The following is a 25,373-nucleotide window of genomic DNA, read 5'->3' as shown; positions in this document are numbered from 1 at the left end:
TTGGGTTGGTTCACGCCGGCGCGGTGGCCGACAGGAATTGTTGCAGGCGCGTCGATTTCGGCGCGCCGAACAGAGCCTCTGGCGGGCCCTCTTCCTCGATCTTGCCCTGGTGCAGGAAGACGACGTGGTCCGAGACGTCACGCGCCAGCCGCATGTCGTGGGTGACGAGGATCATGGTGCGGTGTTCGGCGGCGAGGTCCTTGATGACCTTCACCACCTCCTGCTGCAATTCGGGATCGAGCGCCGAGGTGGGCTCGTCGAAAAGAAGCGCCTTGGGCTCCATGCACAGCGCCCGCGCGATCGCCGCCCGCTGCTGCTGGCCGCCCGAGAGCTGCGCGGGCCAGGCGTCGCATTTGTCGCCGATGCCGACCTTCGCCAGCAATTCGCGCGCCAGCTTCTCGACCTTTGCCTTGTCGCGGCCCAGCACCGTCACCGGCGCTTCCATCACGTTCTGCAGGATCGTCATGTGGGCCCAGAGGTTGAACTGCTGGAACACCATCGACAGGTTCGTGCGGAAGCGGGTGACTTGCGCGCGGTCGGCGGGACGACGATTGAGTCCCTCGCCACGCCAGGCGACGTGCTCTCCCTCGAAGATCACGTCGCCTTTCTGGCTGTCTTCGAGCAGGTTGCAGCACCGCAAGAGGGTCGACTTGCCCGAGCCCGAAGAGCCGATCAGCGACACCACATGGCCGCGTGGGGCGGTGATCGAGACGCCCTTGAGCACCTCGAGCGAGCCGTAGCTCTTGTGAAGGTCACGGATTTCGATGACGGGCGCGTCTTGGGGCGCAGGCTCGTTTCGGGTCACGCAGGCAGCTTCTCTTTGTCCATCCGCGCAATCTGGCGCGATTTGGCCGATGATTGCAACTGCGTCTGCCCGGTTGACGATGGGGAAGGGGCCGAAATCACGAGCATCTGAGGAAAAAATATGCGTGAACCGGTCGCGCCTCCACGCCGGTCTGTCCCTCTAACTCAGCTTCGGCGGGCCTCGACGCGCTGCCGCGCCACCGCCGAATCGACATCGTTGACGCCCAGAAGCTTCGCCGCGAGACGGATCAGCGCATCCTCATGGGCGTCGCGCACCCCGTCGGCCAGCGCCACGTCCCACAGCGCCTCGATCACGCCGGTGCGGTCCTCGTAGGCGACCTTGTCCTTCAGCGCGCGGGTGAAGCGGACGGTATCGGGCGCACCCGCCTCGACCTCTTCGGCGCGCTTGCGCATCTCGGTCGCCTCGAAGCTCGAAAGCCCGTTGCGCTGCGCGAGAACCCGGTCGATCCGGATCTTCTCGTCTTCGGTATAGTTTTCATCCGACCGCGCGAGCCGCACCAGAAGTGCGCCTAGCGCCAATTCGCGATCTTCCCCCTCCATCGGATCGGGGGCGGGATCGTTGAGCATATCGAAAAGGCGTCCAAACATAAGCGTAGAGATAAGCGATGCGCGGCGCAGGGCAAGTCACGGATGCGAAAGCCCTGCGCACATCTCTCGCCTTCAGCCGACTTTCACGACCATCTTGCCGAAATTACGGCCCTCCAGCAGATCGTAAAGCGCCTGCGGCGCGGCCTCTAGGCCCTCCACCACCTGCTCCTTGTACTGAACTTTGCCCTCTTTCAGCCAGCCGGTCATCGCCTCCGAGAATTCCTGATAAAGCTCGATCGGGAAGCTGTCGAAGATGATGAAGCCCTGCACCTTCACCTTCATGCGCAGGATCGTCGACAGGATCTGCGGCCCGTGATCGGGTCCCTCGGGCAGGCCTTGCAGGTTATACCACGCGACCATGCCGCAGACCGGCATTCGCGCGAAGGGGTTGAGAAGCGGCAGCACGCCGTAAAGCACCTTGCCGCCGACATTCTCGAAATAGACGTCGATGCCGTTGGGGCAGGCCGCGGCCAGTTGTTCGGCGAAATCCTCGGCGCGGTGATCGATGCAGGCGTCAAACCCCAGCGTCTCGGTGACATGGGCGCATTTCTCGGCTCCGCCCGCGACGCCGACGACGCGGCAGCCCTTGATCTTGGCGGTCTGGCCGACCGTTGCGCCCACGGGCCCGGAGGCGGCGGCCACCACAACAGTCTCGCCCGGTTTCGGCTCGCCGATCTTCAGCAACCCCGCGTAGGCCGTGTAGCCCGGCATCCCGAGAATCCCCAAGGCCCAGCTCGGGTTCTCCGGCTCCGGCCCGAGATTGAGTACCTGCGTGCCATCCGAGACGAAGAAATCCTGCCAGCCTGAGGGCGAGAGCACGTAATCGCCCTTCGAGAAGCCCGCGACATCGCTCTCCATGACCTCGGCCACGACCTGACCGGTCATCACGCCGCCGATCTCGACCGGGGTGGCGTAGGATTTCGCGTCCGACATCCGCCCGCGCATATAGGGGTCGAGCGACAGATAGACGGTGCGCAGCAGCATCTCGCCCTTGCCCGCCTGCGGCACGGCCTCGGTTTCCAATTTCAGCGTGTTCTCGTTCGGCGCGCCTTTCGGGCGCTCGGCGAGGATGATCTTGCGGTTGGTGTCTTGGGTCTGAGCCATGAAAGCCTCCTGTTTGAGAGGCCAGCTAGCACGCGGTTCGCACGGGGAAAGGGGGCGCTGCCCCCTCGGACTTCGCCCTCACCCCCGGGATATTTCGACAAGCCCGAATGCCAGAGGTTTCCGGGGCGTCATCGGGCTTGCGGAAATATCCCTGGGATGAATTTCCGAAGGAGAGAAGGGACAGCGCCCCTTAGCTGCGCGCGGCTTTCTCGGCGATGCCGGAGGTGCCCTCGCGGCGCTCCAGTTCCGCCAGCACATCGGCCAGCTTCACGTCGCGTGCCGCCAGCATCACCAAGAGGTGATAAAGCACATCCGCCGCCTCGTAGGTCAGGTTTTCGTGGTCGCCCTTCGCTGCGGCGATGATAGCCTCCACCGCTTCCTCACCGAATTTCTCGGCGCATTTCTCCGGGCCCTTGGCCAGCAGCTTCGCGGTCCAGGAGGTGTCGGGATCGGCGCCCTTGCGGCTCTCGATGGTCGCGGCGAGTTGGTCCAGAATGCTCATTGCAGCCTCATCGGAATGCCCGCGGCGGCCATATATTCCTTGGCTTCGCGGATCGTGTATTCTCCGAAGTGGAAGATCGAGGCGGCGAGTACGGCCGAGGCGCCGCCTTTCGTCACGCCTTCCACCAGGTGATCGAGATTGCCGACACCGCCGGAAGCGATCACCGGCACGTCCACCGCGTCCGAAATCGCCTTCGTCAGCTCCAGATTGAAGCCTGCGCGGGTACCGTCGCGATCCATCGAGGTCAGCAGGATTTCCCCCGCGCCCTTCGCGGTCACGGTGCGGGCGAATTCCACCGCATCGATGCCGGTCGGCTTGCGGCCGCCATGGGTGAAGATTTCCCAGCGGCCCGGCTCCACGGTCTTGGCATCGATCGCGCAGACGATGCACTGACTGCCAAAGCGGTCGGCGGCCTCGGTGATGACGTTCGGATCGGCCACGGCGGCGGAGTTGAACGAGACCTTGTCGGCGCCTGCCAGCAGGAGTGCGCGTACGTCTTCATGGGTGCGCACGCCGCCGCCCACGGTGAGCGGCATGAAACATTGCTCGGCGGTGCGGGTCACCAGATCGAACATGGTGCCGCGGTTTTCATGGGTCGCGTGGATGTCGAGGAAACACAGCTCGTCCGCGCCTGCCGCGTCATAGGCCTTCGCGGCCTCGACCGGGTCGCCCGCGTCGATCAGGTTCACGAAATTGACGCCTTTCACGACGCGGCCATCGGCGACGTCGAGACAGGGAATAATGCGGGTCTTCAGCATGGGCGGCGCTCCTTTGGCGCTTTCATAACGCGCGGGTGCCGCGAGGCAAAGGGGCAGAGTGCTCAGATCGGCTCGACGGGGCAATGCGGCAGAAGGCGGCGCACCATCGCGGCGGAACACAGGTCAGTGGCGGGGGTGGTCACGGTGGCCGCGGCGCCTGCCGCGCCGTGCTGCAACGCCTCGTGGAAAGGTTTGCCGCGGGAGAGCGCGAGTGTGAAAGCCCCGACGAAACTGTCGCCCGCGCCCACTTTCGAGACGACATCGACCTTAGGCGCCACGGCAAACCAGCGCGCGTCCTTGGTGGCGAGCACGTTGCCATCCGAACCGCGCGCGACGATCACCGCATGTGCCAGTCCGCGCTGCACGAGGCTTTGCGCGAAGTCGGCGCTGTCGCTGCGCTCGGGCAGTTTGCGGCCCGCCAACTCCTCGGCCTCCAGTTCGTCCATCCGCAGAACGTCGGCGGGTTGCGCCTTGCTTTCCATCAACTGGTGCAGAGCCTTGCCGGAGGTGTCGAGGAAAAGCCGCGCCTTGGTCCGGGCCATCTTCGTCGCCAGCCGCGCGGGGAAATCCTCGGGCACGCCGGGCGGTTGCGAGCCGGACAGCACGACGATCCCGTCTTCAGGGGCGGCGCGCGCGATCCGGCTGAGCGCCTTGGCGACATCGCGCGCGCCCCAGTCCGGCCCCGGCATCACGAAGCGGTATTGCGCGCCCGTGCTCTGGTCGGTGGCAGTCAGGCTCATCCGCGTCTCGCCCGGCGCGGGGTAGGGGAAGACCGCGATCCCCGCCTCGGCGAGAAGCCGCATCACCCGATCCCCGGTGGTGCCGCCAAGGGCGACGAAGGCCGTGGAATTGCCGCCCAAGGCAGCGATCGCACGGCTGACATTCAACCCGCCGCCCCCCGGATCGGTCAGCGGCCGCGTGCAGCGCAGCTTGCGCTCGGGCGCGATTTCGGGGGTTTCGATCGACAGATCGACCGTCGGGTTGAGCGTGATCGTGAGGATCGAGGTCATCGCAGGCTCCGAAGCCGTAGTGGGTATCGGGATCATCGCAGCTAACGATCTGCGATCAAGGGGGCGTGCGGGATTGAGGTAGTGGGCGCCCGGACGGCGAAAGAACCGTCCGGACAATCGAAACGATGGATCAGACGTTGAGCTGATAGGTGATCGGGTGAAAGTGGAAGCCGGTGTCGAGTGCCTCGAGATGACCCACGCCGGGGAAGGGCATGTGGTAGCCGATGAAAGCCAGTTTGTCGGCGGCGACACGGCCCAGAAGCTCCTTGCGGGTCTTCGCGGCCATCTCCTTGTCCATGTCGTATTTCACTTCCCATTCCGGGCGCTGAAGCGACCAGACATAGTGGTTCGACGTGTCGGCAGCGAGCAGCAGACCTTTGCCGCCCGACTCCACCATGAAAGCCATATGGCCCGGCGTGTGGCCGAAGGCTTCGACCGCCGAGATGCCGGAGACGACCGAATCGCCACCCTTGAGGTAGCTCATCTTCTCGGCCAGCGGACGGACCTTGGCCTCGAACGTGTCGTTGCCCGCGTTCGACCAGTGGTCGAATTCCTTTTGACCGGTGATGTAGGCAGCATTGGCGAAGGTCTCGCCGCCATCGCCCATCAGCCCGCCGATATGGTCGCCATGCATATGGGTGATCACGACATGGGTGATGTCCTCGGGCGAATGCCCAGCGGCGGCGAGCGCCGAAGTGATCCCCTCGGGCGACAGGCCGGTGTCGAAGAGGATTTTCTCCGAGCCGGTCTCGATCAGGGTCGGGGTGAAGAAGTTAAGCGACTTGTCCGCAGGGATGTAATTGGCCTCAGAGAGCTTGGCGAAGTCCTCGGGGCTGGCGTTCATGCCGAAGATAGTCTGCGGCTCTTCCAGCTCGCGCGATCCGGCGAGCAGCGTGGTGATCGTCAGATCCCCCATCTGCATCCGACGATAGCGCGGGATCGCGGGCGGGGCTTCGTTCGCGCTTTGCGCGGCGGCGCCGGTCCCGGTCAGAAGCGCGGGGGCGGCGGGCAGGAAAGCGGCGGTTTTCAATGCTGTACGGCGGGTCATGAAGGTCCTGGTCATCGGGTCTCTCCCTCTCGATGGTTGATCTTCGCATGTCGAAGTCGAGCGCTTCGCGCCGCTCCCACAGACTCGTGAACGTAGCGTGAGTCGCTTCGGTTCACTCCCACCAGCGATCGATCGAAGAAATATCGCCGTCGGACCACCCGAGGTGATGCGCCAATTCGTGCACGAAAACATGGGTGACGAGGGCACCGAGGGGCTCGTTGCCGCGCGAGACCCACTCGTCGAGGATCGGACGTCGGAAGAGCCAGATCACATCCGCGTGGCCACCGGGGTCCATCACGGATTTCTCGGTCAACGGGATGCCGTCATAAAGCCCGGTCAGCTCGAAAGGGTCTTCGATGCCGAGATCGGCGAGCATCGCTTCGGATGCAAAGTCTTCCACCCGGATCGCGACGCCTTGCGCGGCGCGGGCAAATTCGGGCGGAAGCGCCGCGCGCGCGGCCTCGGCCAGCGCCTCGATCTCCTCGATGCCCGGCGCCGTGACATCCGCCCAATCGTAACCCTCGCCCATCGCCACCTCCAAGCCGCTCTGCACCTCTCGCATGGCCCCTCATATGGACAAACGCACCGCCTTGTGAAAGAGCAGGCGCCAACAGGAGTTTGCCCAGATGACCACCGTTACCCGTTTCGCCCCGTCGCCCACCGGCTATATCCATGTCGGCAACCTGCGCACCGCGCTGATGAACTACCTGATCGCCCGCAAGACCGGCGGTCAATTCATCCTGCGCCTTGACGACACCGATCAGGAGCGCTCGAAGCAGGAATATATCGACGCACTGAAGCAGGATCTCGAATGGCTCGGCATCGAGTGGGACCGGGAAGAGCGCCAGTCGCTGCGGCTCGACCGCTATGCCGAGGTGGCAGAACAGCTGAAGGCCGACGGTAAGCTTTATGAATGCTTCGAGAGCCCGACCGAGCTGGACCTCAAGCGCAAGAAACAGCTGAACATGGGTCGCCCGCCGGTCTATGACCGCGCCTCGATGCATCTGTCGGATGCCGAAAAAGACGCGCTTCGCGCCGAGGGCAAGGAAGGATACTGGCGCTTCAAACTGGAACTCGAGCGGATCGAGTGGAAAGACGGCATCCTTGGCGATCTGTCGATCGATGCGGCAAGCGTGTCCGATCCGGTGCTGATCAAGGCCTCGGGGCAGGTGCTCTATACCTTCGCCTCACCGGTCGACGACGCGGATATGGGCATCACCCATATCGTGCGCGGCGGCGATCACGTCACCAATACCGCGACGCAGATCCAGATCATCGAGGCGATCGGCGGCAAGGTTCCGAACTTTGCACACCATTCGCTACTGACCGGCCCGCAGGGCGAGGAACTGTCGAAGCGTCTTGGCGCGCTCTCGATCCGCGATCTGCGCGCCGAAGGGATCGCCCCCGAGGCGCTGCTGTCGATGATGGCGCGTCTGGGCTCGAGCCAGCCGATCGAGCTGAAGATGTCGATCGACGAGCTGGCCGACGGGTTCGATCTGAACCATTTCGGCTCGGCGCCCACGAAATTCGACCCGGCGGACCTGATCCCGCTGACCCGCGCGCGCAACCAGCACCTGCCGTTCTCGGCCGTGGCGGATCGTATCGCTGATCTCGGCATCCCCGAGGAGCAGCGCGAACGCTTCTGGAAGGTCGCCTCGCAGAATATCGACAAGCTCGACGATCTGAAGGGCTGGGCCGATCTGTGTCTGAACGGCGCGGAGCCGGAGATCGACGAGGAAGATCGCGACTTCATCGCGCAGGCCATGACGATGCTGCCCGCGCCGCCCTATTCCGACACCACGTGGAAGGACTGGACTTCTGAGGTGAAGGAGGCGACCGGGCGCAAGGGCAAGGGCCTGTTCATGCCGCTGCGCAAGGCCGTGACCGGCATGGCGCACGGGCCCGATATGGGCGAGCTGATGCCGCTTTTGCACAAGGTTCCGGCGCGCGGCTGACGGCTCCGCCGCAGGCTCGTGAGATCAATTCGAAAGGCGCGAGGGATTTTCCTCGCGCTTTTTGTTTGGGCAATTCGCGACCTCGTGAGGTCGTTTTCGGCGGCAAAGCGGCGGTTTTGGCGATTGGGGCTTGTCAGTCGCGCGGGGCCTCAGGTAATCGGAAGAAGTCGGATACGGGAGAATCCGGGGGTAACCTCGGTGCCGAAGGAGCAACCGCCCCGGTAAACTCTCAGGCAAAAGGACCGTGCCCGACGAAGGACTCTGGAGAGTGATGCTGCGTGCAATCGCGGCATCCGCCGAAGGGATAACGATCTCAGGCGTCTGCATCGCAGGCACGGACAGAGGGGGCATCGGGCGAGCCGGAGGGCTCATGAATCGATGCCGGATCATCCGGCTGAAGGGGAGGCCGCGATGAGCGAGTTGAAACGCACACCGCTATACGATCTGCATCTGGAACTGGGCGCCAAGATGGTGCCGTTCGCGGGCTACGAGATGCCCGTGCAATATCCGCTGGGCGTGATGAAGGAGCACCTGCACACCCGCGCCAAGGCAGGGCTGTTTGATGTCAGCCACATGGGGCAGGTGATCGTGCCGGGCGAAGGCGCTGCCGAGGCGTTCGAGGCGCTGGTGCCGGTCAGCCTGATGGGCCTGAAAGAGGGTCGCCAGCGCTATGCGATGTTCACCGATGAGAATGGCGGCATTCTCGATGACCTGATGGTGGCGAACCGAGGCGATCATCTCTTCGTCGTGGTGAACGCGGCCTGCAAGGAAGACGACATCGCGCATATGCGGGCGCATCTGGAATCGGTCGAGGAACTCACCGACCGCGCGCTTCTGGCGCTGCAAGGGCCTGCCGCCGAAGGCGTTCTTGAGACTCTCGTGCCCGGCACCGCCAAGATGCGCTTCATGGACGTGGGCGTCTATCACTGGAACGGGACGGAGCTTTGGATCTCGCGCTCGGGCTATACCGGTGAAGACGGCTACGAGATTTCCGTGCCCGCGGACCGCGCGGTGGAATTTGCCCGCAAGCTGCTCGCCGATGAGGCGGTCGAGCCGATCGGTCTCGGCGCGCGCGACAGCCTGCGACTGGAAGCTGGGCTTTGCCTCTACGGCCATGACATCGACACCACGACGACTCCGGTCGAGGGCAACATCGCCTGGGCGATCCAGAAGGTGCGCCGCAAGGGTGGGGAGCGCGAAGGCGGCTTCCCTGGGGCGGATCGCATCCTGAGCGAACTGGAAAACGGCCCGAGCCGCCTCCGTATGGGGCTTCGCCCCGAGGGTCGCGCGCCGATGCGCGAAGGCGTGGAAATCTTCGCCGGACCCGAGGGGGGTCAGCCTATCGGGCGTGTGACCTCGGGCGGTTTCGGCCCCTCGATCGAGGCACCGATGGCGATGGCCTATCTGCCCGCAGACACGAAGGAAGGCGCCACCGTCTATGGCGAGGTGCGCGGCAAGCGTCTGCCCGCCAGGGTCGTGGCGATGCCTTTCCGCCCTGCAACCTACAAACGCTGAACAACCAACCGGGAGACATTCCATGAAATTCACCGAAGACCACGAGTGGCTCAAGACCGAAGGCGACGTCGTGATCGTGGGCATCACCGAGCACGCCTCCGAGCAGCTGGGCGATGTCGTATTCGTCGACCTGCCCGATGTGGGCGACACGGTCGAGAAGGGCGACGAGATCTGCGTGATCGAGTCGGTCAAGGCCGCCTCCGACATCCTCGCGCCGCTCGACGGCGAGATCGTCGCGATCAACGAGAATCTGGCCGACAACCCGGCGCTCGTGAACGAAGACCCGCTGGGCAAGGCGTGGTTCTTCAAGATGAAACTCACCGACGCTTCCGCGCTCGACGGCTTTATGGACGAGGCCGCTTACAAAGACTTCATCGGGTAATATCCATGACCTTCACCCCCACGACTTACGACAGTTACGATTTCGCCAATCGCCGCCATATCGGCCCGTCACCGGCCGAGATGGAGGAGATGCTCAAGGCCGTGGGGGCGCCGGACCTCGACGCGCTGATCGCCGAGACGGTGCCGAAAAGCATCCGTCAGGCCGAGCCGCTGGGCTGGGCGCCGCTGACCGAATACGGGCTGCTGCAGAAGATGGAAGGCGTCGCGAAGAAGAACCGCGTGATGACCAGCCTGATCGGTCAGGGCTATTATGGCACCGTCACGCCGCCCGCGATCCAGCGCAACATTCTGGAAAACCCGGCTTGGTACACGGCCTATACGCCCTACCAGCCCGAGATCGCGCAGGGGCGTCTCGAGGCGCTTCTGAACTTCCAGACGATGGTGTCGGACCTGACCGGGCTGCCGGTCGCCAATGCTTCGTTGCTCGATGAGGCGACGGCGGCGGCGGAAGCCATGGCGATGGCGCAGCGCGTGTCGAAATCGAAGGCCACTGCCTTCTTCGTCGATGAGAATTGCCACCCGCAGACCATCGGCGTGATCCGGACCCGCGCGGAGCCGCTGGGGATCGAGGTGATCGTGGGCGCGCCCGAAACGCTCGAAGCCGAGAAGGTCTTCGGCGCGATCTTCCAATATCCGGGCACCTATGGCCATGTCCGCGACTTCACCGCCGAATGCGAGGCGCTTCATGCCGCGAAGGCCGTCGCCGTGGTCGCGACCGATCTGCTCGCGCTGTGCCTGCTGAAAGAGCCGGGCGCGATGGGTGCCGATATCGCCGTAGGCTCCGCGCAGCGCTTCGGTGTGCCGATGGGCTATGGCGGCCCGCATGCGGCCTTCATGTCCTCCACCGACGCGATGAAACGCGCGATGCCCGGGCGGATCGTCGGCGTCTCCATCGACAGCCGAGGCAACCGCGCCTACCGCCTGAGCCTTCAGACTCGCGAGCAGCATATCCGCCGCGAGAAGGCGACCTCGAATGTCTGCACCGCGCAGGCGCTTCTCGCCGTGATGGCGAGCTTCTACGCCGTGTTCCACGGTCCCGTCGGTCTGCGCGCGATCTCCGAACGTGTGCACCTGCTGACGGTGCAACTGGCCGAGGCGCTGAAAGCCGCAGGCGCCGTGGTAGAGCCCTCGAATTTCTTCGACACGATCACCGTCGAGGTGGGCGTGGGCCAGCAGGGTATCCTCGCCGCCGCCCGCCATCGCGGGATCAACCTGCGCAAGGTGGGCCGCGATCGGGTCGGTATCTCGCTCGACGAGACCAGCGATCCGGGCGTCGTCGCCAAGGTGCTCGACGCCTTCGGGATCACCGACCCCGCGCCGAAGGCGACGCAGCCCGCGGTGCCCGATGCGCTGCTGCGCGAGAGCGACTACCTCACCCATCCGGTCTTCCACATGAACCGTGCTGAATCCGAGATGATGCGCTACATGCGGAGGCTCTCGGATCGCGACCTCGCGCTCGACCGCGCAATGATCCCGCTGGGCTCGTGCACGATGAAGCTGAATGCAGCGGCAGAGATGATGCCGCTCACATGGCCGGAATTCGGCACGTTGCATCCGTTCGTGCCGCTCGATCAGGCGCAGGGCTATGCGGAGATGATCGACGATCTGACCGCGAAACTGTGCGAGATCACCGGCTACGATGCCTTCTCGATGCAGCCCAATTCGGGCGCACAGGGCGAATATGCAGGGCTTCTCACCATCGCCGCCTATCACCGCGCCAATGGCGACGATCAGCGCGATGTCTGCCTGATCCCGATGTCGGCGCATGGCACGAACCCGGCCTCGGCGCATATGGCGGGGATGAAGGTCGTCGTCGTGAAATCGGCGCCCAACGGCGACGTCGATCTCGAAGACTTCGAAGCGAAGGCTGCAGAGGCGGGCGACAAGCTCGCGGCCTGCATGATCACCTATCCCTCGACCCATGGCGTGTTCGAGGAGACGGTAAAACGCATCTGCGACATCACCCACGAATATGGCGGTCAGGTCTATCTCGATGGCGCGAACCTCAACGCGCTGGTGGGGCTGGTGAAACCGGGCGAGATCGGCTCGGATGTGAGCCACCTCAACCTGCACAAGACCTTCGCGATCCCGCATGGCGGTGGTGGCCCGGGCATGGGGCCGATCGGGGTGAAATCGCACCTCGCACCCTACCTGCCCGGCCACCCCGAGACCGGCGGCGAAGAGGGACCGGTGAGTGCCGCGCCCTATGGCTCCGCCTCGATCCTGCTGATCTCCTGGGCCTATATCCTGATGATGGGCGGGCCGGGCCTGACGCAGGCGACCCGCGTGGCGATCCTCGCTGCCAATTACATCGCTGCGAAGCTGAAAGAGGGCTACCCGATCCTCTTCATGGGCAATCGTGGACGTGTCGCGCATGAATGCATCATCGACACGCGGCCCTTCGCCGAGGTGGGCGTGACGGTGGACGACATCGCCAAGCGCCTGATGGATAACGGCTTCCACGCCCCCACGATGAGCTGGCCGGTCGCTGGCACGCTGATGGTGGAGCCTACCGAATCCGAGACCAAGGCCGAGATCGACCGCTTCATCACCGCGATGCTCTCGATCCGTGACGAGATCCGCGACATCGAGGCGGGCGAGATCACCCCCGAGGACAGCCCGCTGCGCCACGCGCCGCACACGGTCGAAGACCTCGTGGCCGATTGGGACCGGAAATACACCCGCGAGCAGGGGTGCTTCCCGGCAGGCGCCTTCCGCGTCGACAAATACTGGCCGCCCGTGGGCCGGGTCGACAACGTCTTCGGCGACCGCAACCTGATCTGCACCTGCCCGCCGGTCGAGAGCTACGCCGACGCGGCAGAGTAACCGCCAGCCAAAATGACGAAAGGCCGGAGCACCGCGCTCCGGCCTTTCTCTTCTTCTCGATAAAAATACCTAGGCGCGCCGGTTACTTCACAGGGTTGCGGTAGATCACGCGGCGCAGCGAGCCGGTCTTCGACCGCATCAGCATCGTCTCGGATTCGATATAGGTCGGCTCGCGCTTCACGCCCTTCACGATGGACCCGTCGGTCACGCCGGTCGCGGCGAAGATCACGTCCGAGCGCACCATGTCGTCGCGCGCATAGACCTTGTCGAGATCGGTGATGCCCGCCTTCTTCGCGCGGCCCCGCTCGTCGTCGTTGCGGAACAACAGCTTGCCCCACATCTGGCCGCCCATGCATTTCAGCGCCGAGGCTGCCAACACGCCCTCGGGCGCGCCGCCCGAACCCATATACATGTCGATGCCAGTGAAATCGGGCTCGGCGCAGTGAATGACACCCGCCACGTCGCCATCGGTGATGAGGCGGATCTTCGCGCCGGTCTCGCGAACCTCGGCGATCATGTTTTCATGGCGCGGACGGTCGAGGATGCAGACCGCAATGTCCTTGGTTTCGACGCCTTGCGCCTTGGCCAGTGCCTGAACGCGCTCGGTCGGGGTCATATCGAGCGAGACCACGTCCTTCTCGTAGCCCGGGCCGATCGCGAGCTTGTCCATGTAGACGTCGGGCGCGTGCAGCATCGTGCCGCGCGGCGCCATCGCGATCACGGTGAGCGCGTTGGGCATGTCCTTCGCAGTAAGCGTCGTGCCTTCCAGCGGGTCGAGCGCGATATCCACCTCGGGGCCGACGCCCTGGCCGACTTCCTCGCCGATATAGAGCATCGGCGCCTCGTCGCGCTCGCCTTCCCCGATGACCACAGTGCCCCGGATTTCCAGCTTGTTGAGCTGATCGCGCATCGCGTTCACCGCCGCCTGATCGGCGGCCTTCTCGTCGCCGCGACCGATCAGGTCGGCTGATGCATGAGCCGCCGCTTCCGACACGCGGGCGAGGCCCAGCGAAAGCATGCGGTCGTTGAAATCAATCGGAGGGGTCATTTAGGTCTTCCTGTCTGCCTGGGCGTTACGGGCTGCGGACAGGTAAAGCCTGTGGGAGACCGAAGGGCAACCCCGGGAGCGCTAACATGCGGGGCGAGCCCCTATCGCGGCGAAAAATGGCGCGCAAGCCGGGGTCTTATGCCGTTTGCGGTGTGAAAAGATACGGCGATGTAACCGGCGTGAGAGGATAGGGCGCGCCTTATGGTGCCGCCCGGCGTCAGATCAGCAGGAATGCGGTGCGCGGCGAAATGGCTCTCGCCGCGCGATGCTCAGACTTCTTCGATGCGGATTGCGACCGGCTCGCCCTCGACGACGCGGGTCGCGGGCAGCGCGTTGATCGCCGCGTCGATCGCGTCGCGCGTCGTCTTGTGGGTGACAATCAGCACCGGAGCCGAGGTGTCGGCATGGCCGTATTGGCGCATCCGGCTGATCGAGACGCCCGCCTCGCCCAGAACGGTCGCGACTTTCGCCAGCGCGCCGGGTTTGTCCGACAGCTGCAGGCGCAGGTAATAGGGTGCCGCAATCGCGGTCACGGCGGGGGTGGGGGCCTCGAGCTTGTCGGCGGGCTGGCCGAAGACCGGCAGCCGCAACCCGCGTGCGAGGTCCATCACGTCGCCCATCACGGCGCTCGCGGTCGGGCCTTCGCCCGCGCCTGCGCCACGCAGCACGATCTGGCCGACCGAGTCGCCTTCCAGCACGGTCATGTTCGTCCCGCCGGTCAGCTGTCCCAGTGGCGAGGTGGCGGGCACGAGGCACGGCGTCATGCGCTGCTCCAGCCCGCGGCCGGTCATCTGCGCGACGCCCAGCAGCTTGATCTTGTAGCCCATATCGCCCGCGCGGCGGATATCGTCGATCGAGATGCGCCCGATCCCTTCCAGCGTCACGTCGTCGAAGGCGACCTGCGTGCCAAAGGCGATGGCGGCGAGGATGGCAAGCTTGTGGCCCGCGTCGATGCCGCCCACATCGAGGTTCGGATCGGCCTCGAGATAGCCAAGCGCGCGCGCCTCCTCGAACACCGTGTCATAAGGCAGGCCAGCATCTTCCATCCGTGTCAGGATGTAGTTGCAGGTGCCGTTCATCACGCCCATCACGCGGCGGATGCCGTTGCCCGCAAGCCCTTCGGTCAGCGTCTTGATGACCGGGATGCCGCCTGCGACGGCGGCCTCGTAGCGGATCGTGCGGCCGAGGCTTTCGGCGAGTTCCGCCAGCGCCTGACCGTGATGCGCGAGCAGCGCCTTGTTCGCGGTGACCACGTCCTTGCCCGCTTTCAGCGCGGCTTCGGTGGCGTCCTTCGCGGGGCCTTCATGGCCGCCCATCAGTTCGACAAAGACGTCAATGTCGTCGCGCTGCGCGAGCGTCACCGCATCGTCTTCCCATGCATAGCTCGACAGGTCCGCATCGCGGTTCTTGGTGCGGTCGCGCGCCGAGACGGCGGTGATTTCGATCGGGCGGCCCGCGCGGGCTTCCAGCAGATCGGCATGGCGCTGCACGATCTTCACCACACCGATGCCCACGGTGCCGAGACCCGCGATGCCAAGACGCAAGGGTGCGGTATCGGAGACGGCGGACATAGGGACCTCATGAGCGAAACTTGGTGGTTTGCGCCCTGTTAGCGGGAAAGCGCAGGCAGGGCAACGCGGCGTGCGGCTTCAACCGCGCCGTGGCGAGATTTTATTGGCTGCGCATCGTGTCTGCGCGGGCGCGCAACGCATCGGCGCGCGCCTCCAGCTCGGGGGCCGGATCGGGGGTGAGAGGTTGATCGGTCAGGATCTCGTCCATCGGCAGCAGCGCCGGATAGCCCTCCGTCGACCGCTTCGAACAGGCGGTCAGCGAGGCCAGCAGGGCAAACAGGGCGATCAGGGCAGGGGCGCGCATGGTCTCTCCTCTCGGGACGCTGCCAAACTATTGCGCGCGCGGCCCCATTGCCAGTGCCGATTGGGCCGCAAATCGGGTTTGATATTGAACGCTTGTTCAGTTAGCGTCGGTATCATGGCACGCAAGACAGGCTCCCATTCAGAGATTACCGGCCCGAAGATCCGCGCCGAGGCGCAAAGGCTCTTTGCGCGGTACGGCTTTGCCGCCGTTTCGATGCGCCAGATCGCGGGCGCGGTGGGGGTGCAGGCGGGGGCTCTCTACCTCTATACGCCCGACAAGGAAGCGCTGCTTTTCGATCTGCTCAAGACCCATATGGACGAGTTGATCGCCGCATGGCGCGCCGAGCCTGCCGGGGGCGACGCCCATGCGCGGCTGGAGCGTTTTGTGCGCTTTCACATCCGCTTCAACCTCGAGCGGGCCGAGGCTGTGTTCCTCAGCTACATGGAACTGCGCAACCTGAGCCCGGAGAATTTCGCGGTGATCGAGGGGCTGCGCAAGACCTACGAGACCGAGCTGGAAGAGATCCTAAAGGCGGGGCAGGACGAAGGCGTGTTCCTAATCCCGGACACGAAACTCGCGACGATGGCGATCATCGCGATGCTGACCGGCGTGAATACATGGTTCCGCGAAGGCGGACGCCTGAGCCGCGCCATGGTCGCCGATATCTACTGGGATATGGTGCGCAAGTCCGTGGGCGCCTGAGCCATGTGAAAAGGCGGCCGAAGCCGCCCTCTCTTTATGCGATCGATTGCCCGATTTGACTCAGCCGGGCGACAGCGGAGCCTTCGGAGGATCGAATTTCAGGCTGTGAATACCGCCGAAGCCTTCCCAACCGCCGTTGAAGAACAGATCGCCGCCAACGGTCCAATGTTTGCCCATCAGCCCGCCCGTGCCGAACCAGCCACGGCTGCCATAGCCCATGCCCAGCTCGGCCATCGCGTCGTCCTGACCGGCGACACCCGCGAACTTGATCTTGCCCTGCACGGGCCCCGGGCCCATGCCGAGATGCAGCGAAAGTTTCGCCCCGTTGATGTCGCCATCCGGATCGAGGTCGTAATTCATCGCGCCGAACACCCCTTCAAGGCCGCTCGCGCCCGGGCCGAAGGTCCAGTTCAGACCCACAAACCCCTTTGTATCATTCGCCACTGCGGCGCTTGCGAGGCAAGCAGTCACCGCGGCAATCGTCATCATGCGTTTCATGGCACACTCCACACTTGGTGTTAACGCTGGCTTCAGCCTCACGCGGAAAATCACACCACGCAATGATTTGTGTCACTTTTGCGGGATTTCCTCTGCGCTGCGTCAGGCGCGCAACGCAGCCAGCGCCTCGGTCAGATCGAGTGCCCCGTCATAGATCGCGCGCCCCGAGATCGCGCCCGCGATCACGCCGGTGTCGCGCAGGGCGATCAGGTCGGGCAGGGAGGAGACCCCACCGCTCGCGATCACCGGGATCTCGACCGCGCGCGCCAGCGCCTCGGTCGCGGCGATGTTCGGTCCACCCATGGCGCCATCGCGCATGATGTCGGTGTAGATGATCGCGGCGACGCCCGCGTCCTCAAACGATTTCGCCAGATCGGTGACCATCACATCGGTCTCTTCCGCCCAGCCCTTGGTCGCCACTTTGCCGTTGCGCGCGTCGATTCCGACGGCCACCTGGCCGGGGAAGGCTTTCGCCGCCTCGCGCACCAGATCGGGGTTCTCGACTGCGACGGTGCCGAGGATCACCCGCGCAAGCCCTTTATCCAGCCAGCGCTCGATCGTCGCCATGTCGCGGATACCGCCGCCCAGCTGTGCGGGCACCTTGATGCGCGACAGGATCGCCTCGACGGCGGCGGCGTTTACCGGCTCGCCCGCGAAGGCGCCGTTGAGGTCCACCAGATGCACCCATTCGCAGCCCGCCGCCTCGAATTTGGCCGCCTGCGCCGCGGGGTCGTCGCCGAAGACCGTGGCCTTGTCCATCTCGCCATGCAGCAAGCGCACGCATTGGCCATCCTTGAGGTCGATCGCGGGGTAGAGGATCATCGGGGCTCTCCTGATTTGTCGCGTCGCCTCTTGCCACGGGTTCGCGGATTTTCCAAGCCTGACGCGGACGTCACGTCAGTCTTGCCGGGAATCGGTCTTGCATGGCCTGATGCGGCCAGCAGGCAAAAGGGAGGAGATTTGCCATGAAGACATTGATGATTGCAGCAGCGACTCTGGCACTGGGCGCAGGCGCGGCGCTGGCCGACCCGATCGAGGGCACCTGGAAGACGCAGCCCGATGACGGCGCCTATGCCTATGTGGACATCGCGCCCTGCGGTGCGAAATTCTGCGGTACCATCGTGCGCACCTTCAAGGGCGGCAGCGAGTACAAGTCGGAGAATCTCGGCAAGCAACTCGTGATCGGAATGGAGCCCCAGGGCGACAACAAGTACAAGGGCAAGGTCTGGCGTCCGTCGAACAACAAGATCTACCTCGGCAAGATTACCGTTCAGGGCAACGCGATGGCGCTGGCGGGTTGCGTGGCCGGCGGCCTCTTCTGCAAATCGCAGGACTGGCAGCGCGTGAAGTGACTTTTCTCCCCGGCCTTGCGCGGATGCGGCGGGCCGGGATTTCTCGCCGGACTTAGTCCGGGATCAGATCGGCATAGGCGAAGCCGTCGCGCATAACGGTTTCGCCCACCCGCACCGGGATCGCCGCGTCGAAGATCGGGCCCGCACTGACGGCGGTGTGAAACTCACCATTCTCGCCGCAGGGATCGACGCCTTCAGGTAGATCGGCCAGCAGGCTTTCATCGAAACGCCGCCCCGCGAAGCTTCGCTCGAGCTTGCTCGGGTCCACCGTCACCAGATGCGTGACGAACCCCGCCGCGATCATCTCACGCGCCAGCTGATCCGTAGGGCGCTGCCAGAGCGGAAACAGCGCTTCGACGCCGAGCGGCTTCAGCTTCTCGATCCGGTAATCGCGCACGTCTTCGAGGAAGAGATCGCCGAAGACCATCGTCTCTACGCCAAGCGCCTTCACCTGATCCATGGCAGAGGCCATCCGCGCCTCGTAATCCTCGTTCGAGCAGGGCCAGGGCAGCGGCACCTCGATCAGCGGCAGGCCCGTGGCCTTCGCCTGACGGCGCAGCAACTCATTGCGGGTGCCGTGCATCGCGACCCGGTCGAAAGCCTCGTTGGTCGTCGACAGCAGCGCCACGACATCCGCGTGGCCTTCGGTCCGGCAAGCATGCAGCGCCATCGCGCAATCCTTGCCCGACGACCACGACAGAACCGCCTTGGGGGCCATCAGGGCTTCCAGCCGAGGAAATTCGCGATCAGCCGCAACCCGGTCGCCTGCGACTTCTCGGGGTGGAACTGGGTGCCCACGATATTGTCACGGCCCACGATCGCGGTGATCTCCGCACCATATTCGGCATAGGCCAGACGGTGCTCAGGCTCGGCTACGTTGAAGTGGTAGCTATGCACGAAATAGGCGTGATCGCCGGTGTTGATGCCGCTCAGAACCGGGTGATTGTAGCCGACCACCAGATCGTTCCAGCCCATATGCGGGACTTTCATCGACGGATCGGAGGGTTCGATCTTCACCACTTCGCCGGGGATCCAGCCGAAGCCCTCGGTCTCGCGGAATTCCAACCCGCGCGTCGCGAGCATCTGCATGCCGATGCAGATCCCGAGGAAGGGGCGGCCCTTCACGGTCACCGCCTCCTCGATCGCCTGTGCCAGCCCCTCGAAGCGATAGAGCGCCGCGCTGCAGGACGGAAACGCCCCGTCGCCCGGCAGCACGATCCGGTCGGCGCGCGCGACGACGTCGGGCTCCGAGGTCACGACGATCGTGCCGTGACCCGTCTCGTTCGCCATGCGCTGAAACGCCTTCTCTGCCGAGTGAAGGTTGCCCGAATCGTAATCGACCAGTGCCGTGAGCATCAAAGCGCCCCTTTGGTCGAGGGCAGCACGCCGCCCATGCGCGGATCGGGCTCGACCGCCATGCGCAGGGCGCGGGCGACCGATTTGAACGCGGCTTCGGCGATGTGGTGGCTGTTGAAGCCATGCAGGCGGTCGATATGCAGCGTGATCCCGCCATGGGTGGCGAGGGCCTGGAAGAACTCGCGTACCAGCTCGGTGTCGAACGTGCCGATCTTCGGGGAGGGCATGTCGCAATTCCACACGAAGAACGGCCGCGCGGACAGATCCAGCGCGCAGGAGACCTGCGTGTCGTCCATCGCCAGTGCGAAATGGCCGTAGCGGCGAATGCCGCGCTTGTCGCCAAGCGCCTGCACCAGTGCCTGACCCAGCGCGATCCCGGTATCCTCGACCGTGTGGTGATCGTCGATATGCAGGTCGCCCTTCGCCCGCACGGTCATGTCGATCAGCGAGTGCCGCGCGAGTTGGTCGAGCATGTGGTCGAAAAAGCCCACGCCCGTTTTGTTGTCATACTGACCGGTGCCATCGAGATCGATCTCGACGCTGATCTCGGTCTCGGCGGTGTTGCGGCTGATCGTGGCCTTGCGCATTGGGCGCCTCCTTGAAACTCATCGCCTTATAGGCCGGGGCAGGGGGCGCGCTCAAGCAGGCTGCTGTCGATTGCGGGATCGGTGCGGCGGAAAAACAAAAGCCTCCCCGAAGGGAGGCTTTTTTGTATTGGAGCGGGCGAGGCGATTCGAACGCCCGACCCTAACCTTGGCAAGGTTATGCTCTACCCCTGAGCTACGCCCGCATCCTTGGGTATTTGACCGAACTGGAGCGGGCGAGGCGATTCGAACGCCCGACCCTAACCTTGGCAAGGTTATGCTCTACCCCTGAGCTACGCCCGCGCCGGTTCGGTGGAGGCGGATTTAGGGGATAGCGGCGTAGGCTGCAAGAGGAAATTTTGCGCGAAGGGGAAAATTTCTGCCTGACGTTTCGGCAGGCGGCAGTGAGGTGCGTTGGAAGCGCCTCGCGAGGTAAGAGGACCGCAAGCCGGCGGGCTCAGGATGCGCCAAGCGAGGGGGCTCTGCCCCCACTGGCTGCGCCAGCCCCCCCCCCCGGGATATTTGACCCAAGCCGAAAACGAAAAATGCCCGACTCGATCCGCAGAAGGGCGGGCGAGCCGGGCACTTTCGTCTTGGGCGGTCATCGGCGTCCCCGCCTGTTCCGCGATTCTTTGTTAACGCAGCTGTCGTTAAGACTTCGTTGCGCGCCTTCGGCTTGGTGGAAATATCCCGGGGGGCGCGCGGAACGCGAGCGGGGGCAGAGCCCCCTCCATGCATCAGGTCAGTTCAGCGCCCGCCAGCCGATATCGCGGCGGCAGAAGCCTTGGGGCCAGTCGATCGCATCGACCATCGCGTAGGCGCGGTCGCGCGCTTCCTGCAGGTTCGCGCCGCGGGCTGTCACGTTGAGAACCCGGCCGCCGCTCGCGACGATCTTGCCGTCTTTCTCGGAGGTGCCAGCGTGGAAGACCATGTGCGAGCCGTCCTCGGGCAGCGCGTCGAGGCCGCCGATCACCGAGCCTTTCTCATAGGCGCCGGGATAGCCCTGTGCCGCCATAACCACCGTCATCGCATGATCGGGCGCCCATTGCGCCTGCACTTCGTTCAGCCGCCCTTCCGCGCAGGCCAGCAGCAGGTCGAGCGCCTGCGCGCCGAGCCGCAGCATCAGCACCTGACATTCGGGATCTCCGAAGCGTACGTTGTATTCCACGAGACGCGGCTGGCCGTTCTCGATCATCAGACCGGCATAAAGGACGCCCTGAAAAGGGGTGCCGCGCTTGGCCATCTCGGCGACGGTGGGGCGGACGATCTCGTCCATCGCCTTCGCCTCGATCTCGGGGCTCAGGATCGGGGCGGGGGAATAGGCGCCCATACCGCCGGTATTCGGGCCGGTATCGCCTTCGCCGACACGTTTGTGATCCTGCGCGCCGCCCACGGCCAGCACGTTCTCGCCGTCACAAAGCACGAAGAGAGAGGCTTCCTCACCCTCCATGAATTCCTCGATCACGACTTCCGCGCCCGCGCTTCCGAAGGCGCCGCCGAAAATCTCGTCGATGCCGTTGAAGGCCTCATCGAGCGTCATCGCGACGATCACGCCCTTGCCGGCGGCCAGACCGTCTGCCTTGACCACGATCGGGGCGCCCTGTTCGCGGACATAGCCCTTCGCACCTTCCGCGCTGGTGAAGCGGGCATAGGCTGCGGTGGGCGCGTTGCAGGCGTCGCAAATCTCTTTGGTGAACGCTTTCGAGGCTTCCAGCTTCGCGGCCTCCGCCGAGGGGCCGAAGGTCAGGATGCCCTGATCGCGCAGCGCATCGGCCACACCCGCGGCGAGCGGCGCTTCCGGCCCGATCACCACGAAATCGATCGCATTCGCTTCGCAAAGTTCGAGCACCGCCGCCGCATCGCTCGGGTCGATCGCCGCGCAATCGGCGATCTGCGCGATCCCGGCATTGCCTGGGGCCACAATCAGCCGGTCGCATTTCGGATTTTGCTTGATCGCCCAAGCAAGTGCATGTTCGCGCCCGCCGCCGCCCAGAACCAGAATGTTCATCGCTCGCCCCCTTGGCCTTCGCTTTGCTGCCTTCTAAGCTGCGCGAAACCCCGAGGCAAGGCGCCCCGGACCAACGCGAAACAAGGCGGGCAGATGGACCTTCTCGACGACGAAAACGGCTCGAACGCGCATGACTACACGGTCTCCGAGATCTCGGGGGCGGTGAAGCGGGTGATCGAGGGGGAATTCGGCCGCGTCCGGGTGCGCGGCGAAGTAGGCCGTGTCTCGACGCCGCGCTCGGGCCATATGTATTTCGACCTAAAGGACGACCGCTCGGTGATCGCTGCCGTCAGTTGGAAGGGGCAGGTGGCGAAAATGCAGGTCCGCCCAGAGGAGGGGATGGAGGTCATCGCCACGGGCCGGATGACGACCTTCGCGGGCCAATCCAAATACCAGCTGATCGTCGACAATGTCGAGCCGGCGGGCGCAGGCGCGCTGATGGCGATGCTGGAGGCGCGGCGCAAGGCGCTGGCCGCCGAGGGGCTGTTCGATGCGGGCCGCAAGAAGCCGATCCCGTGGCTGCCGCGGGTGATCGGGGTGGTAACCTCGCCCTCGGGGGCGGTGATCCGCGACATCCTGCACCGCCTCGCTGACCGCTTCCCGCGCCATGTGCTGATCTGGCCGGTGGCGGTTCAGGGGCAGGCTTGCGCTCCGGAAGTGGCGCGCGCGGTGCGGGGCTTCAACGCGCTGGCGCCGGGCGGGAAAATCCCGCGCCCCGATCTGATCATCGTCGCGCGCGGCGGCGGCTCGATCGAAGACCTCTGGGGCTTCAACGAAGAGGCCGTGGTCCGCGCCGTGGCCGAAAGCGACATCCCGGTGATTTCGGCGGTGGGCCACGAGACCGATACGACGCTTGTGGATCACGCCGCCGACCGGCGCGCGCCCACGCCCACCGCCGCAGCTGAGATGGCGGTGCCGGTGCGCGCCGAACTGGCCGCGTGGCTGTCGGAGGCGCAGACGCGGATGATGCGGGCGGCGCGTGGGCGGCTCGATCAGCGGGGCCAGCGACTGCGCGATCTGGCCCGTGGTCTGGGCCGTCCCGAGGCGCTGACGCAACCGGCGAGGCAAAGCTTCGATCTCTGGGCCGAGCGGCTGGGGCCTGCGCTGCGCACGCTGGTTCTGCGCAAGAATACCCGTTTCGCGCCGCTGGCTGCGCAAATCTCGCCGAACCTGCTTCGGCGCTTCATCCGGGATCGGTCGCGGGAGATCGACGGACTGTCGGCGCGGCTCGCTCCGGCACCTGCGGCGCGGATGCGGCGCGCCAAGCAAGATCACACGCAGCTTGCGCGGCGGTTGGATGCGGCGCGGGTGCGGATGATCGGCGATGCGCAAAGGCGCAACCGCGAAGGGGCGGAGCGGCTGACGGGACTGGAAACCCGGCTGGAGCGCTGCCTGCCCGCACGGATCGAAGCGCAGCGCGAACGGCTCGAGCGGCTCGACCGGATGCGCCAGACGCTGGGCTATCGAGAGACGCTCAAGCGTGGTTATGCGGTGGTGCGTGGGCCCGACGGCGTGGTGACGTCTCAGGTGGTGGCGGAGAAACAGTCCGGTCTCGAGATCGAGTTCGCCGATGGCAAGCTCGCGGTCATTCCGGGCGGTGGCGGCAGTGCGACGCCGCCGAAGCCGAAGAAGAAAAAGCCCGATCCGGGACCGTCTCAGGGTAGCCTGTTCTGAAACCTATACGCCGACGTCCGGCCCCTGACAGATCAGCGGGTCGTGGCTTTCCGACAGGCTCACCAGTGGTTCCTGCGAGGGATCTCCCTTGAACTGCGCGACCAGCCCCTTCGCCGTGTCATAGAATGTCCAGCATTGCAGCGGCGCGTATTCGCCGTAATCGAAGCAGATATACTGCCCGTCCTGATACCAGTCACCTTCCTTGCATTCGCTTTCGGTGAAGGCCCAGATCACCTTGTGGCCGGGCTTGTATTGCTCGGACCCGTAGGGCTGGCCGAAGACCGAATAGGTGATGGTGCGCCCGACGGTGCGCTGATCGAACTGCTCTGCATTGAGAGGCGGACCGAGCGGGTCGGCCGCAGCTGACAGGTTCGGCGCGAAGGCCAGCATCAGGATCAGTATCGGCCGCATCGAGGGAGGCTCCGGCTGTTTCATTGACCCAACCTGCCAGATCGCAGCCCGCTTGCCTAGCGCGCGCTCGCCCCTTCGGCGCCGCGTGGCTTGTTCTGCTGCAGCGCCTTCACGCGCTTGTCCATGACGCGGCGCCAGAGCGGCGGGAACAGCGCCAGCGCCGCCATCGCGGGTAGGCTGCGCGGCAGGACGGGCCGTTGCGGCTCGGTCAGATCGCCAAGCCGAAGGGCGGGATATTCCCGCGCCGGATGCGCATGGTGATCCGAGTGGCGCGGCGCGTTGAGCATCCACAGCGAGGTGATCGGCGCGGGCGCGTCCCAGCTGTGATGCGCATCGACCGGATCGAAGCTGCCATCGCCCCGCCGCCGCCGCGACAACCCGTAATGCTGGACGTAATCGGCGAGCAGGATCTGCAGCTGCGCATAGGCGCAGAGCAGGATATAGGCCACCACGCCCTCGGCCCCGAAGAGCATCCCGAACAGCACCGCGAACCACAGCCCGCCCAGCAGATAGGACGGGTAGGGGCCGAGCCGCGCTATCCTCGCCTTGATCTGCGCGCTCAGCGGTGCTTTCGGATCAATCGCGGGCAGGCGGGCGAAGCGGTTGCGCTCCATCTCGTAGCCGCCGACGAAGCTGCCGATCCAGGCCCGGGGCGCAAAGGACCAGAAGCCCTCGCCAAGCTGTGCCGAGTTCGGATCGTCCGGCGTCGCGACGAAACGGTGATGGACCAGCCGATGCGCCGAAGTGTGATGGCCGAATAGCAACGAGATATAGACCCATTTGCCCAGCAGAAACAGCCGTTTGTCCGGCCGGTGGATCAGCTCGTGCGCGTTGGAATTCGACACCTGTCCGAAGAACAGCCCGAAGGCCAGCCAGACCGCGATCCAGCTCGGGCCCTCCAGCATCGTATGCCCTGACATCGCCGCCACGCCGAGCACGAGCAGCACGAAATGCACCACCGCCAGCGTCGTCGACAGCGCATCGGCCGCCGGGAATTCCGAGCCCTCCGGCGCATCTGGAGAGGGATGCTTCAGTGCCTCGTCGAGGAGGAACATGCACAGCGCGATCCAGATCAGCGCCGCCCAGGCCGCGAGCCCGCCGAAGACGCCCGCCACCAGCAAAAGCGGCACCGGCAGAAGCGTCACGACCGCGAAGCTGTCGACGCCCGGGATCTCGCGCGAGAGCCGCAGCAGATTTGCAAACGCACCGCGAAGGCGGCGCTTGCGCGTCGGGTAATTGCCTTGGGTCACGTGCTGCGGGTCCGGTTCGCTCGACATGGAAAGTTCCATCGTTTTGCGCCATTCTTTCGGCGATTTCGACCATTTTGTGACT

General features: G+C 65.1%; 26 protein-coding genes, 2 tRNA genes and 1 riboswitch. Of the genes, 7 read left to right on the top strand and 21 right to left on the bottom strand.

Annotated elements, in window-relative coordinates; all coding sequences use genetic code 11:
• Positions 1–10 precede the first annotated feature (10 nt).
• From B6V76_RS06630 to B6V76_RS06595, 8 genes are all read right to left on the bottom strand, one after another.
• Positions 11–805: an amino acid ABC transporter ATP-binding protein gene (locus B6V76_RS06630; protein WP_088719064.1), complete on the bottom strand. Its 795-nt coding sequence runs from the start codon at positions 803–805 to the stop codon at positions 11–13.
• 164 nt (positions 806–969) lie between these two features.
• The gene (locus B6V76_RS06625; protein WP_240496911.1) at positions 970–1,392 is read right to left on the bottom strand and encodes a TerB family tellurite resistance protein; all 423 of its coding nucleotides are present in this window, start codon (positions 1,390–1,392) and stop codon (positions 970–972) included.
• 93 nt (positions 1,393–1,485) lie between these two features.
• Positions 1,486–2,517, bottom strand: coding sequence for an NADP-dependent oxidoreductase (locus B6V76_RS06620; protein WP_088727010.1), 1,032 nt, complete (start codon positions 2,515–2,517; stop codon positions 1,486–1,488).
• 190 nt (positions 2,518–2,707) lie between these two features.
• On the bottom strand, positions 2,708–3,019 hold the full coding sequence (locus B6V76_RS06615) for a phosphoribosyl-ATP diphosphatase (protein WP_075776143.1): 312 nt from the start codon (positions 3,017–3,019) through the stop codon (positions 2,708–2,710).
• A complete protein-coding gene (hisF, locus tag B6V76_RS06610; RefSeq protein WP_078603953.1) occupies positions 3,016–3,777 on the bottom strand; it encodes an imidazole glycerol phosphate synthase subunit HisF in 762 nt (253 codons plus the stop codon). The genes B6V76_RS06615 and hisF overlap by 4 nt, the downstream gene beginning before the upstream one ends.
• Before the next feature lie 62 nt (positions 3,778–3,839).
• Complete coding sequence (locus B6V76_RS06605; RefSeq protein ID WP_088727009.1) at positions 3,840–4,787, bottom strand: 1-phosphofructokinase family hexose kinase; 948 nt, start codon at positions 4,785–4,787, stop codon at positions 3,840–3,842.
• Between the two features lie 130 nt (positions 4,788–4,917).
• Entirely contained in the window at positions 4,918–5,850 is a 933-nt protein-coding gene (locus B6V76_RS06600; RefSeq protein ID WP_088727008.1) for an MBL fold metallo-hydrolase, read from the bottom strand.
• A gap of 97 nt (positions 5,851–5,947) precedes the next feature.
• Positions 5,948–6,364: a metallopeptidase family protein gene (locus B6V76_RS06595; RefSeq protein ID WP_088727192.1), complete on the bottom strand. Its 417-nt coding sequence runs from the start codon at positions 6,362–6,364 to the stop codon at positions 5,948–5,950.
• A gap of 97 nt (positions 6,365–6,461) precedes the next feature.
• Between B6V76_RS06595 and gltX the strand changes: the two genes are divergently transcribed.
• The 4 genes from gltX to gcvP all read left to right on the top strand — a co-directional run bounded on the left by gltX (position 6,462) and on the right by gcvP (position 12,533).
• Positions 6,462–7,790, top strand: coding sequence for a glutamate--tRNA ligase (gene gltX / locus B6V76_RS06590; protein WP_088724682.1), 1,329 nt, complete (start codon positions 6,462–6,464; stop codon positions 7,788–7,790).
• Between the two features lie 164 nt (positions 7,791–7,954).
• A riboswitch (glycine riboswitch) is annotated at positions 7,955–8,045 on the top strand.
• A 156-nt stretch (positions 8,046–8,201) separates the two neighbouring features.
• A complete protein-coding gene (gcvT, locus tag B6V76_RS06585) occupies positions 8,202–9,305 on the top strand; it encodes a glycine cleavage system aminomethyltransferase GcvT (protein WP_088727191.1) in 1,104 nt (367 codons plus the stop codon).
• 22 nt (positions 9,306–9,327) lie between these two features.
• Entirely contained in the window at positions 9,328–9,687 is a 360-nt protein-coding gene (gene gcvH, locus B6V76_RS06580) for a glycine cleavage system protein GcvH (protein ID WP_088727007.1), read from the top strand.
• Between the two features lie 5 nt (positions 9,688–9,692).
• Complete coding sequence (gcvP, locus tag B6V76_RS06575; protein WP_075776137.1) at positions 9,693–12,533, top strand: aminomethyl-transferring glycine dehydrogenase; 2,841 nt, start codon at positions 9,693–9,695, stop codon at positions 12,531–12,533.
• Between the two features lie 82 nt (positions 12,534–12,615).
• Here the strand turns inward: gcvP and glpX are convergent, their stop codons facing one another.
• The 3 genes from glpX to B6V76_RS06560 form a co-directional block, all read right to left on the bottom strand.
• Complete coding sequence (gene glpX / locus B6V76_RS06570) at positions 12,616–13,581, bottom strand: class II fructose-bisphosphatase (protein WP_088727006.1); 966 nt, start codon at positions 13,579–13,581, stop codon at positions 12,616–12,618.
• A 269-nt stretch (positions 13,582–13,850) separates the two neighbouring features.
• A complete protein-coding gene (locus B6V76_RS06565; protein ID WP_088721918.1) occupies positions 13,851–15,152 on the bottom strand; it encodes a homoserine dehydrogenase in 1,302 nt (433 codons plus the stop codon).
• A gap of 100 nt (positions 15,153–15,252) precedes the next feature.
• Positions 15,253–15,456, bottom strand: coding sequence for a hypothetical protein (locus B6V76_RS06560; RefSeq protein ID WP_088721917.1), 204 nt, complete (start codon positions 15,454–15,456; stop codon positions 15,253–15,255).
• A 114-nt stretch (positions 15,457–15,570) separates the two neighbouring features.
• Here B6V76_RS06560 and B6V76_RS06555 point away from each other — a divergent pair, with 114 nt between their 5' ends.
• Entirely contained in the window at positions 15,571–16,158 is a 588-nt protein-coding gene (locus B6V76_RS06555) for a TetR/AcrR family transcriptional regulator (RefSeq protein WP_088727005.1), read from the top strand.
• A 60-nt stretch (positions 16,159–16,218) separates the two neighbouring features.
• Here B6V76_RS06555 and B6V76_RS06550 read toward each other — a convergent pair whose 3' ends face one another.
• Together B6V76_RS06550 and hisA are read right to left on the bottom strand one after the other, a co-directional pair.
• A complete protein-coding gene (locus B6V76_RS06550; RefSeq protein ID WP_088727004.1) occupies positions 16,219–16,656 on the bottom strand; it encodes a hypothetical protein in 438 nt (145 codons plus the stop codon).
• A gap of 102 nt (positions 16,657–16,758) precedes the next feature.
• Positions 16,759–17,478, bottom strand: a complete 720-nt coding sequence (gene hisA, locus B6V76_RS06545) for a 1-(5-phosphoribosyl)-5-[(5-phosphoribosylamino)methylideneamino]imidazole-4-carboxamide isomerase (RefSeq protein ID WP_075776131.1) — start codon at positions 17,476–17,478, stop codon at positions 16,759–16,761.
• 143 nt (positions 17,479–17,621) lie between these two features.
• Here hisA and B6V76_RS06540 point away from each other — a divergent pair, with 143 nt between their 5' ends.
• A complete protein-coding gene (locus B6V76_RS06540) occupies positions 17,622–18,008 on the top strand; it encodes a DUF2147 domain-containing protein (protein ID WP_088727003.1) in 387 nt (128 codons plus the stop codon).
• A gap of 52 nt (positions 18,009–18,060) precedes the next feature.
• Here the strand turns inward: B6V76_RS06540 and B6V76_RS06535 are convergent, their stop codons facing one another.
• From B6V76_RS06535 to purD, 6 genes are all read right to left on the bottom strand, one after another.
• Entirely contained in the window at positions 18,061–18,726 is a 666-nt protein-coding gene (locus tag B6V76_RS06535; RefSeq protein WP_240497033.1) for an adenine nucleotide alpha hydrolase, read from the bottom strand.
• Positions 18,726–19,364: an imidazole glycerol phosphate synthase subunit HisH gene (hisH, locus tag B6V76_RS06530; RefSeq protein ID WP_075776128.1), complete on the bottom strand. Its 639-nt coding sequence runs from the start codon at positions 19,362–19,364 to the stop codon at positions 18,726–18,728. Before hisH ends, B6V76_RS06535 begins: the two co-directional genes overlap by 1 nt.
• Positions 19,364–19,951, bottom strand: coding sequence for an imidazoleglycerol-phosphate dehydratase HisB (gene hisB, locus B6V76_RS06525; protein WP_088719051.1), 588 nt, complete (start codon positions 19,949–19,951; stop codon positions 19,364–19,366). The genes hisH and hisB overlap by 1 nt, the downstream gene beginning before the upstream one ends.
• A gap of 128 nt (positions 19,952–20,079) precedes the next feature.
• Positions 20,080–20,154: transfer RNA gene (locus B6V76_RS06520), tRNA-Gly, on the bottom strand.
• Between the two features lie 22 nt (positions 20,155–20,176).
• A tRNA-Gly gene (locus B6V76_RS06515) sits at positions 20,177–20,251 on the bottom strand.
• A gap of 439 nt (positions 20,252–20,690) precedes the next feature.
• Positions 20,691–21,956, bottom strand: a complete 1,266-nt coding sequence (gene purD / locus B6V76_RS06510) for a phosphoribosylamine--glycine ligase (RefSeq protein WP_088727002.1) — start codon at positions 21,954–21,956, stop codon at positions 20,691–20,693.
• Positions 21,957–22,049: 93 nt separating this feature from the next.
• Between purD and xseA the strand changes: the two genes are divergently transcribed.
• On the top strand, positions 22,050–23,630 hold the full coding sequence (xseA, locus tag B6V76_RS06505; RefSeq protein ID WP_088727001.1) for an exodeoxyribonuclease VII large subunit: 1,581 nt from the start codon (positions 22,050–22,052) through the stop codon (positions 23,628–23,630).
• A gap of 3 nt (positions 23,631–23,633) precedes the next feature.
• On the opposite strand, the gene B6V76_RS06500 is transcribed toward xseA, so the two are convergent.
• Both B6V76_RS06500 and B6V76_RS06495 read right to left on the bottom strand, forming a co-directional pair.
• On the bottom strand, positions 23,634–24,041 hold the full coding sequence (locus B6V76_RS06500; protein ID WP_240497812.1) for a hypothetical protein: 408 nt from the start codon (positions 24,039–24,041) through the stop codon (positions 23,634–23,636).
• 56 nt (positions 24,042–24,097) lie between these two features.
• On the bottom strand, positions 24,098–25,318 hold the full coding sequence (locus B6V76_RS06495) for an alkane 1-monooxygenase (protein ID WP_088727000.1): 1,221 nt from the start codon (positions 25,316–25,318) through the stop codon (positions 24,098–24,100).
• Positions 25,319–25,373: the final 55 nt, after the last annotated feature.

Source organism: Thioclava sp. IC9 (genome assembly GCF_002213225.1).
Taxonomy (GTDB): domain Bacteria; phylum Pseudomonadota; class Alphaproteobacteria; order Rhodobacterales; family Rhodobacteraceae; genus Thioclava; species Thioclava nitratireducens.
This window is presented reverse-complemented; position numbering and strand designations above follow the sequence as displayed.

What these genes read in the sequence shown, in the direction of transcription:
- B6V76_RS06560 (WP_088721917.1), bottom strand. Translation starts at nt 15,456, where the DNA reads ATGCGCGCCCCTGCCCTGATCGCCCTGTTTGCCCTGCTGGCCTCGCTG.
- gltX (WP_088724682.1), top strand. Translation starts at nt 6,462, where the DNA reads ATGACCACCGTTACCCGTTTCGCCCCGTCGCCCACCGGCTATATCCAT.
- B6V76_RS06595 (WP_088727192.1), bottom strand. Translation starts at nt 6,364, where the DNA reads ATGGGCGAGGGTTACGATTGGGCGGATGTCACGGCGCCGGGCATCGAG.
- B6V76_RS06600 (WP_088727008.1), bottom strand. Translation starts at nt 5,850, where the DNA reads ATGACCAGGACCTTCATGACCCGCCGTACAGCATTGAAAACCGCCGCT.
- gcvT (WP_088727191.1), top strand. Translation starts at nt 8,202, where the DNA reads ATGAGCGAGTTGAAACGCACACCGCTATACGATCTGCATCTGGAACTG.
- xseA (WP_088727001.1), top strand. Translation starts at nt 22,050, where the DNA reads ATGGACCTTCTCGACGACGAAAACGGCTCGAACGCGCATGACTACACG.
- gcvH (WP_088727007.1), top strand. Translation starts at nt 9,328, where the DNA reads ATGAAATTCACCGAAGACCACGAGTGGCTCAAGACCGAAGGCGACGTC.
- B6V76_RS06540 (WP_088727003.1), top strand. Translation starts at nt 17,622, where the DNA reads ATGAAGACATTGATGATTGCAGCAGCGACTCTGGCACTGGGCGCAGGC.
- B6V76_RS06605 (WP_088727009.1), bottom strand. Translation starts at nt 4,787, where the DNA reads ATGACCTCGATCCTCACGATCACGCTCAACCCGACGGTCGATCTGTCG.
- B6V76_RS06615 (WP_075776143.1), bottom strand. Translation starts at nt 3,019, where the DNA reads ATGAGCATTCTGGACCAACTCGCCGCGACCATCGAGAGCCGCAAGGGC.
- gcvP (WP_075776137.1), top strand. Translation starts at nt 9,693, where the DNA reads ATGACCTTCACCCCCACGACTTACGACAGTTACGATTTCGCCAATCGC.
- B6V76_RS06565 (WP_088721918.1), bottom strand. Translation starts at nt 15,152, where the DNA reads ATGTCCGCCGTCTCCGATACCGCACCCTTGCGTCTTGGCATCGCGGGT.
- B6V76_RS06620 (WP_088727010.1), bottom strand. Translation starts at nt 2,517, where the DNA reads ATGGCTCAGACCCAAGACACCAACCGCAAGATCATCCTCGCCGAGCGC.
- glpX (WP_088727006.1), bottom strand. Translation starts at nt 13,581, where the DNA reads ATGACCCCTCCGATTGATTTCAACGACCGCATGCTTTCGCTGGGCCTC.
- hisH (WP_075776128.1), bottom strand. Translation starts at nt 19,364, where the DNA reads ATGCTCACGGCACTGGTCGATTACGATTCGGGCAACCTTCACTCGGCA.
- B6V76_RS06535 (WP_240497033.1), bottom strand. Translation starts at nt 18,726, where the DNA reads ATGGCCCCCAAGGCGGTTCTGTCGTGGTCGTCGGGCAAGGATTGCGCG.
- hisF (WP_078603953.1), bottom strand. Translation starts at nt 3,777, where the DNA reads ATGCTGAAGACCCGCATTATTCCCTGTCTCGACGTCGCCGATGGCCGC.
- hisB (WP_088719051.1), bottom strand. Translation starts at nt 19,951, where the DNA reads ATGCGCAAGGCCACGATCAGCCGCAACACCGCCGAGACCGAGATCAGC.
- purD (WP_088727002.1), bottom strand. Translation starts at nt 21,956, where the DNA reads ATGAACATTCTGGTTCTGGGCGGCGGCGGGCGCGAACATGCACTTGCT.
- B6V76_RS06625 (WP_240496911.1), bottom strand. Translation starts at nt 1,392, where the DNA reads ATGCTCAACGATCCCGCCCCCGATCCGATGGAGGGGGAAGATCGCGAA.
- hisA (WP_075776131.1), bottom strand. Translation starts at nt 17,478, where the DNA reads ATGATCCTCTACCCCGCGATCGACCTCAAGGATGGCCAATGCGTGCGC.
- B6V76_RS06555 (WP_088727005.1), top strand. Translation starts at nt 15,571, where the DNA reads ATGGCACGCAAGACAGGCTCCCATTCAGAGATTACCGGCCCGAAGATC.
- B6V76_RS06495 (WP_088727000.1), bottom strand. Translation starts at nt 25,318, where the DNA reads ATGTCGAGCGAACCGGACCCGCAGCACGTGACCCAAGGCAATTACCCG.
- B6V76_RS06550 (WP_088727004.1), bottom strand. Translation starts at nt 16,656, where the DNA reads ATGAAACGCATGATGACGATTGCCGCGGTGACTGCTTGCCTCGCAAGC.
- B6V76_RS06500 (WP_240497812.1), bottom strand. Translation starts at nt 24,041, where the DNA reads ATGCGGCCGATACTGATCCTGATGCTGGCCTTCGCGCCGAACCTGTCA.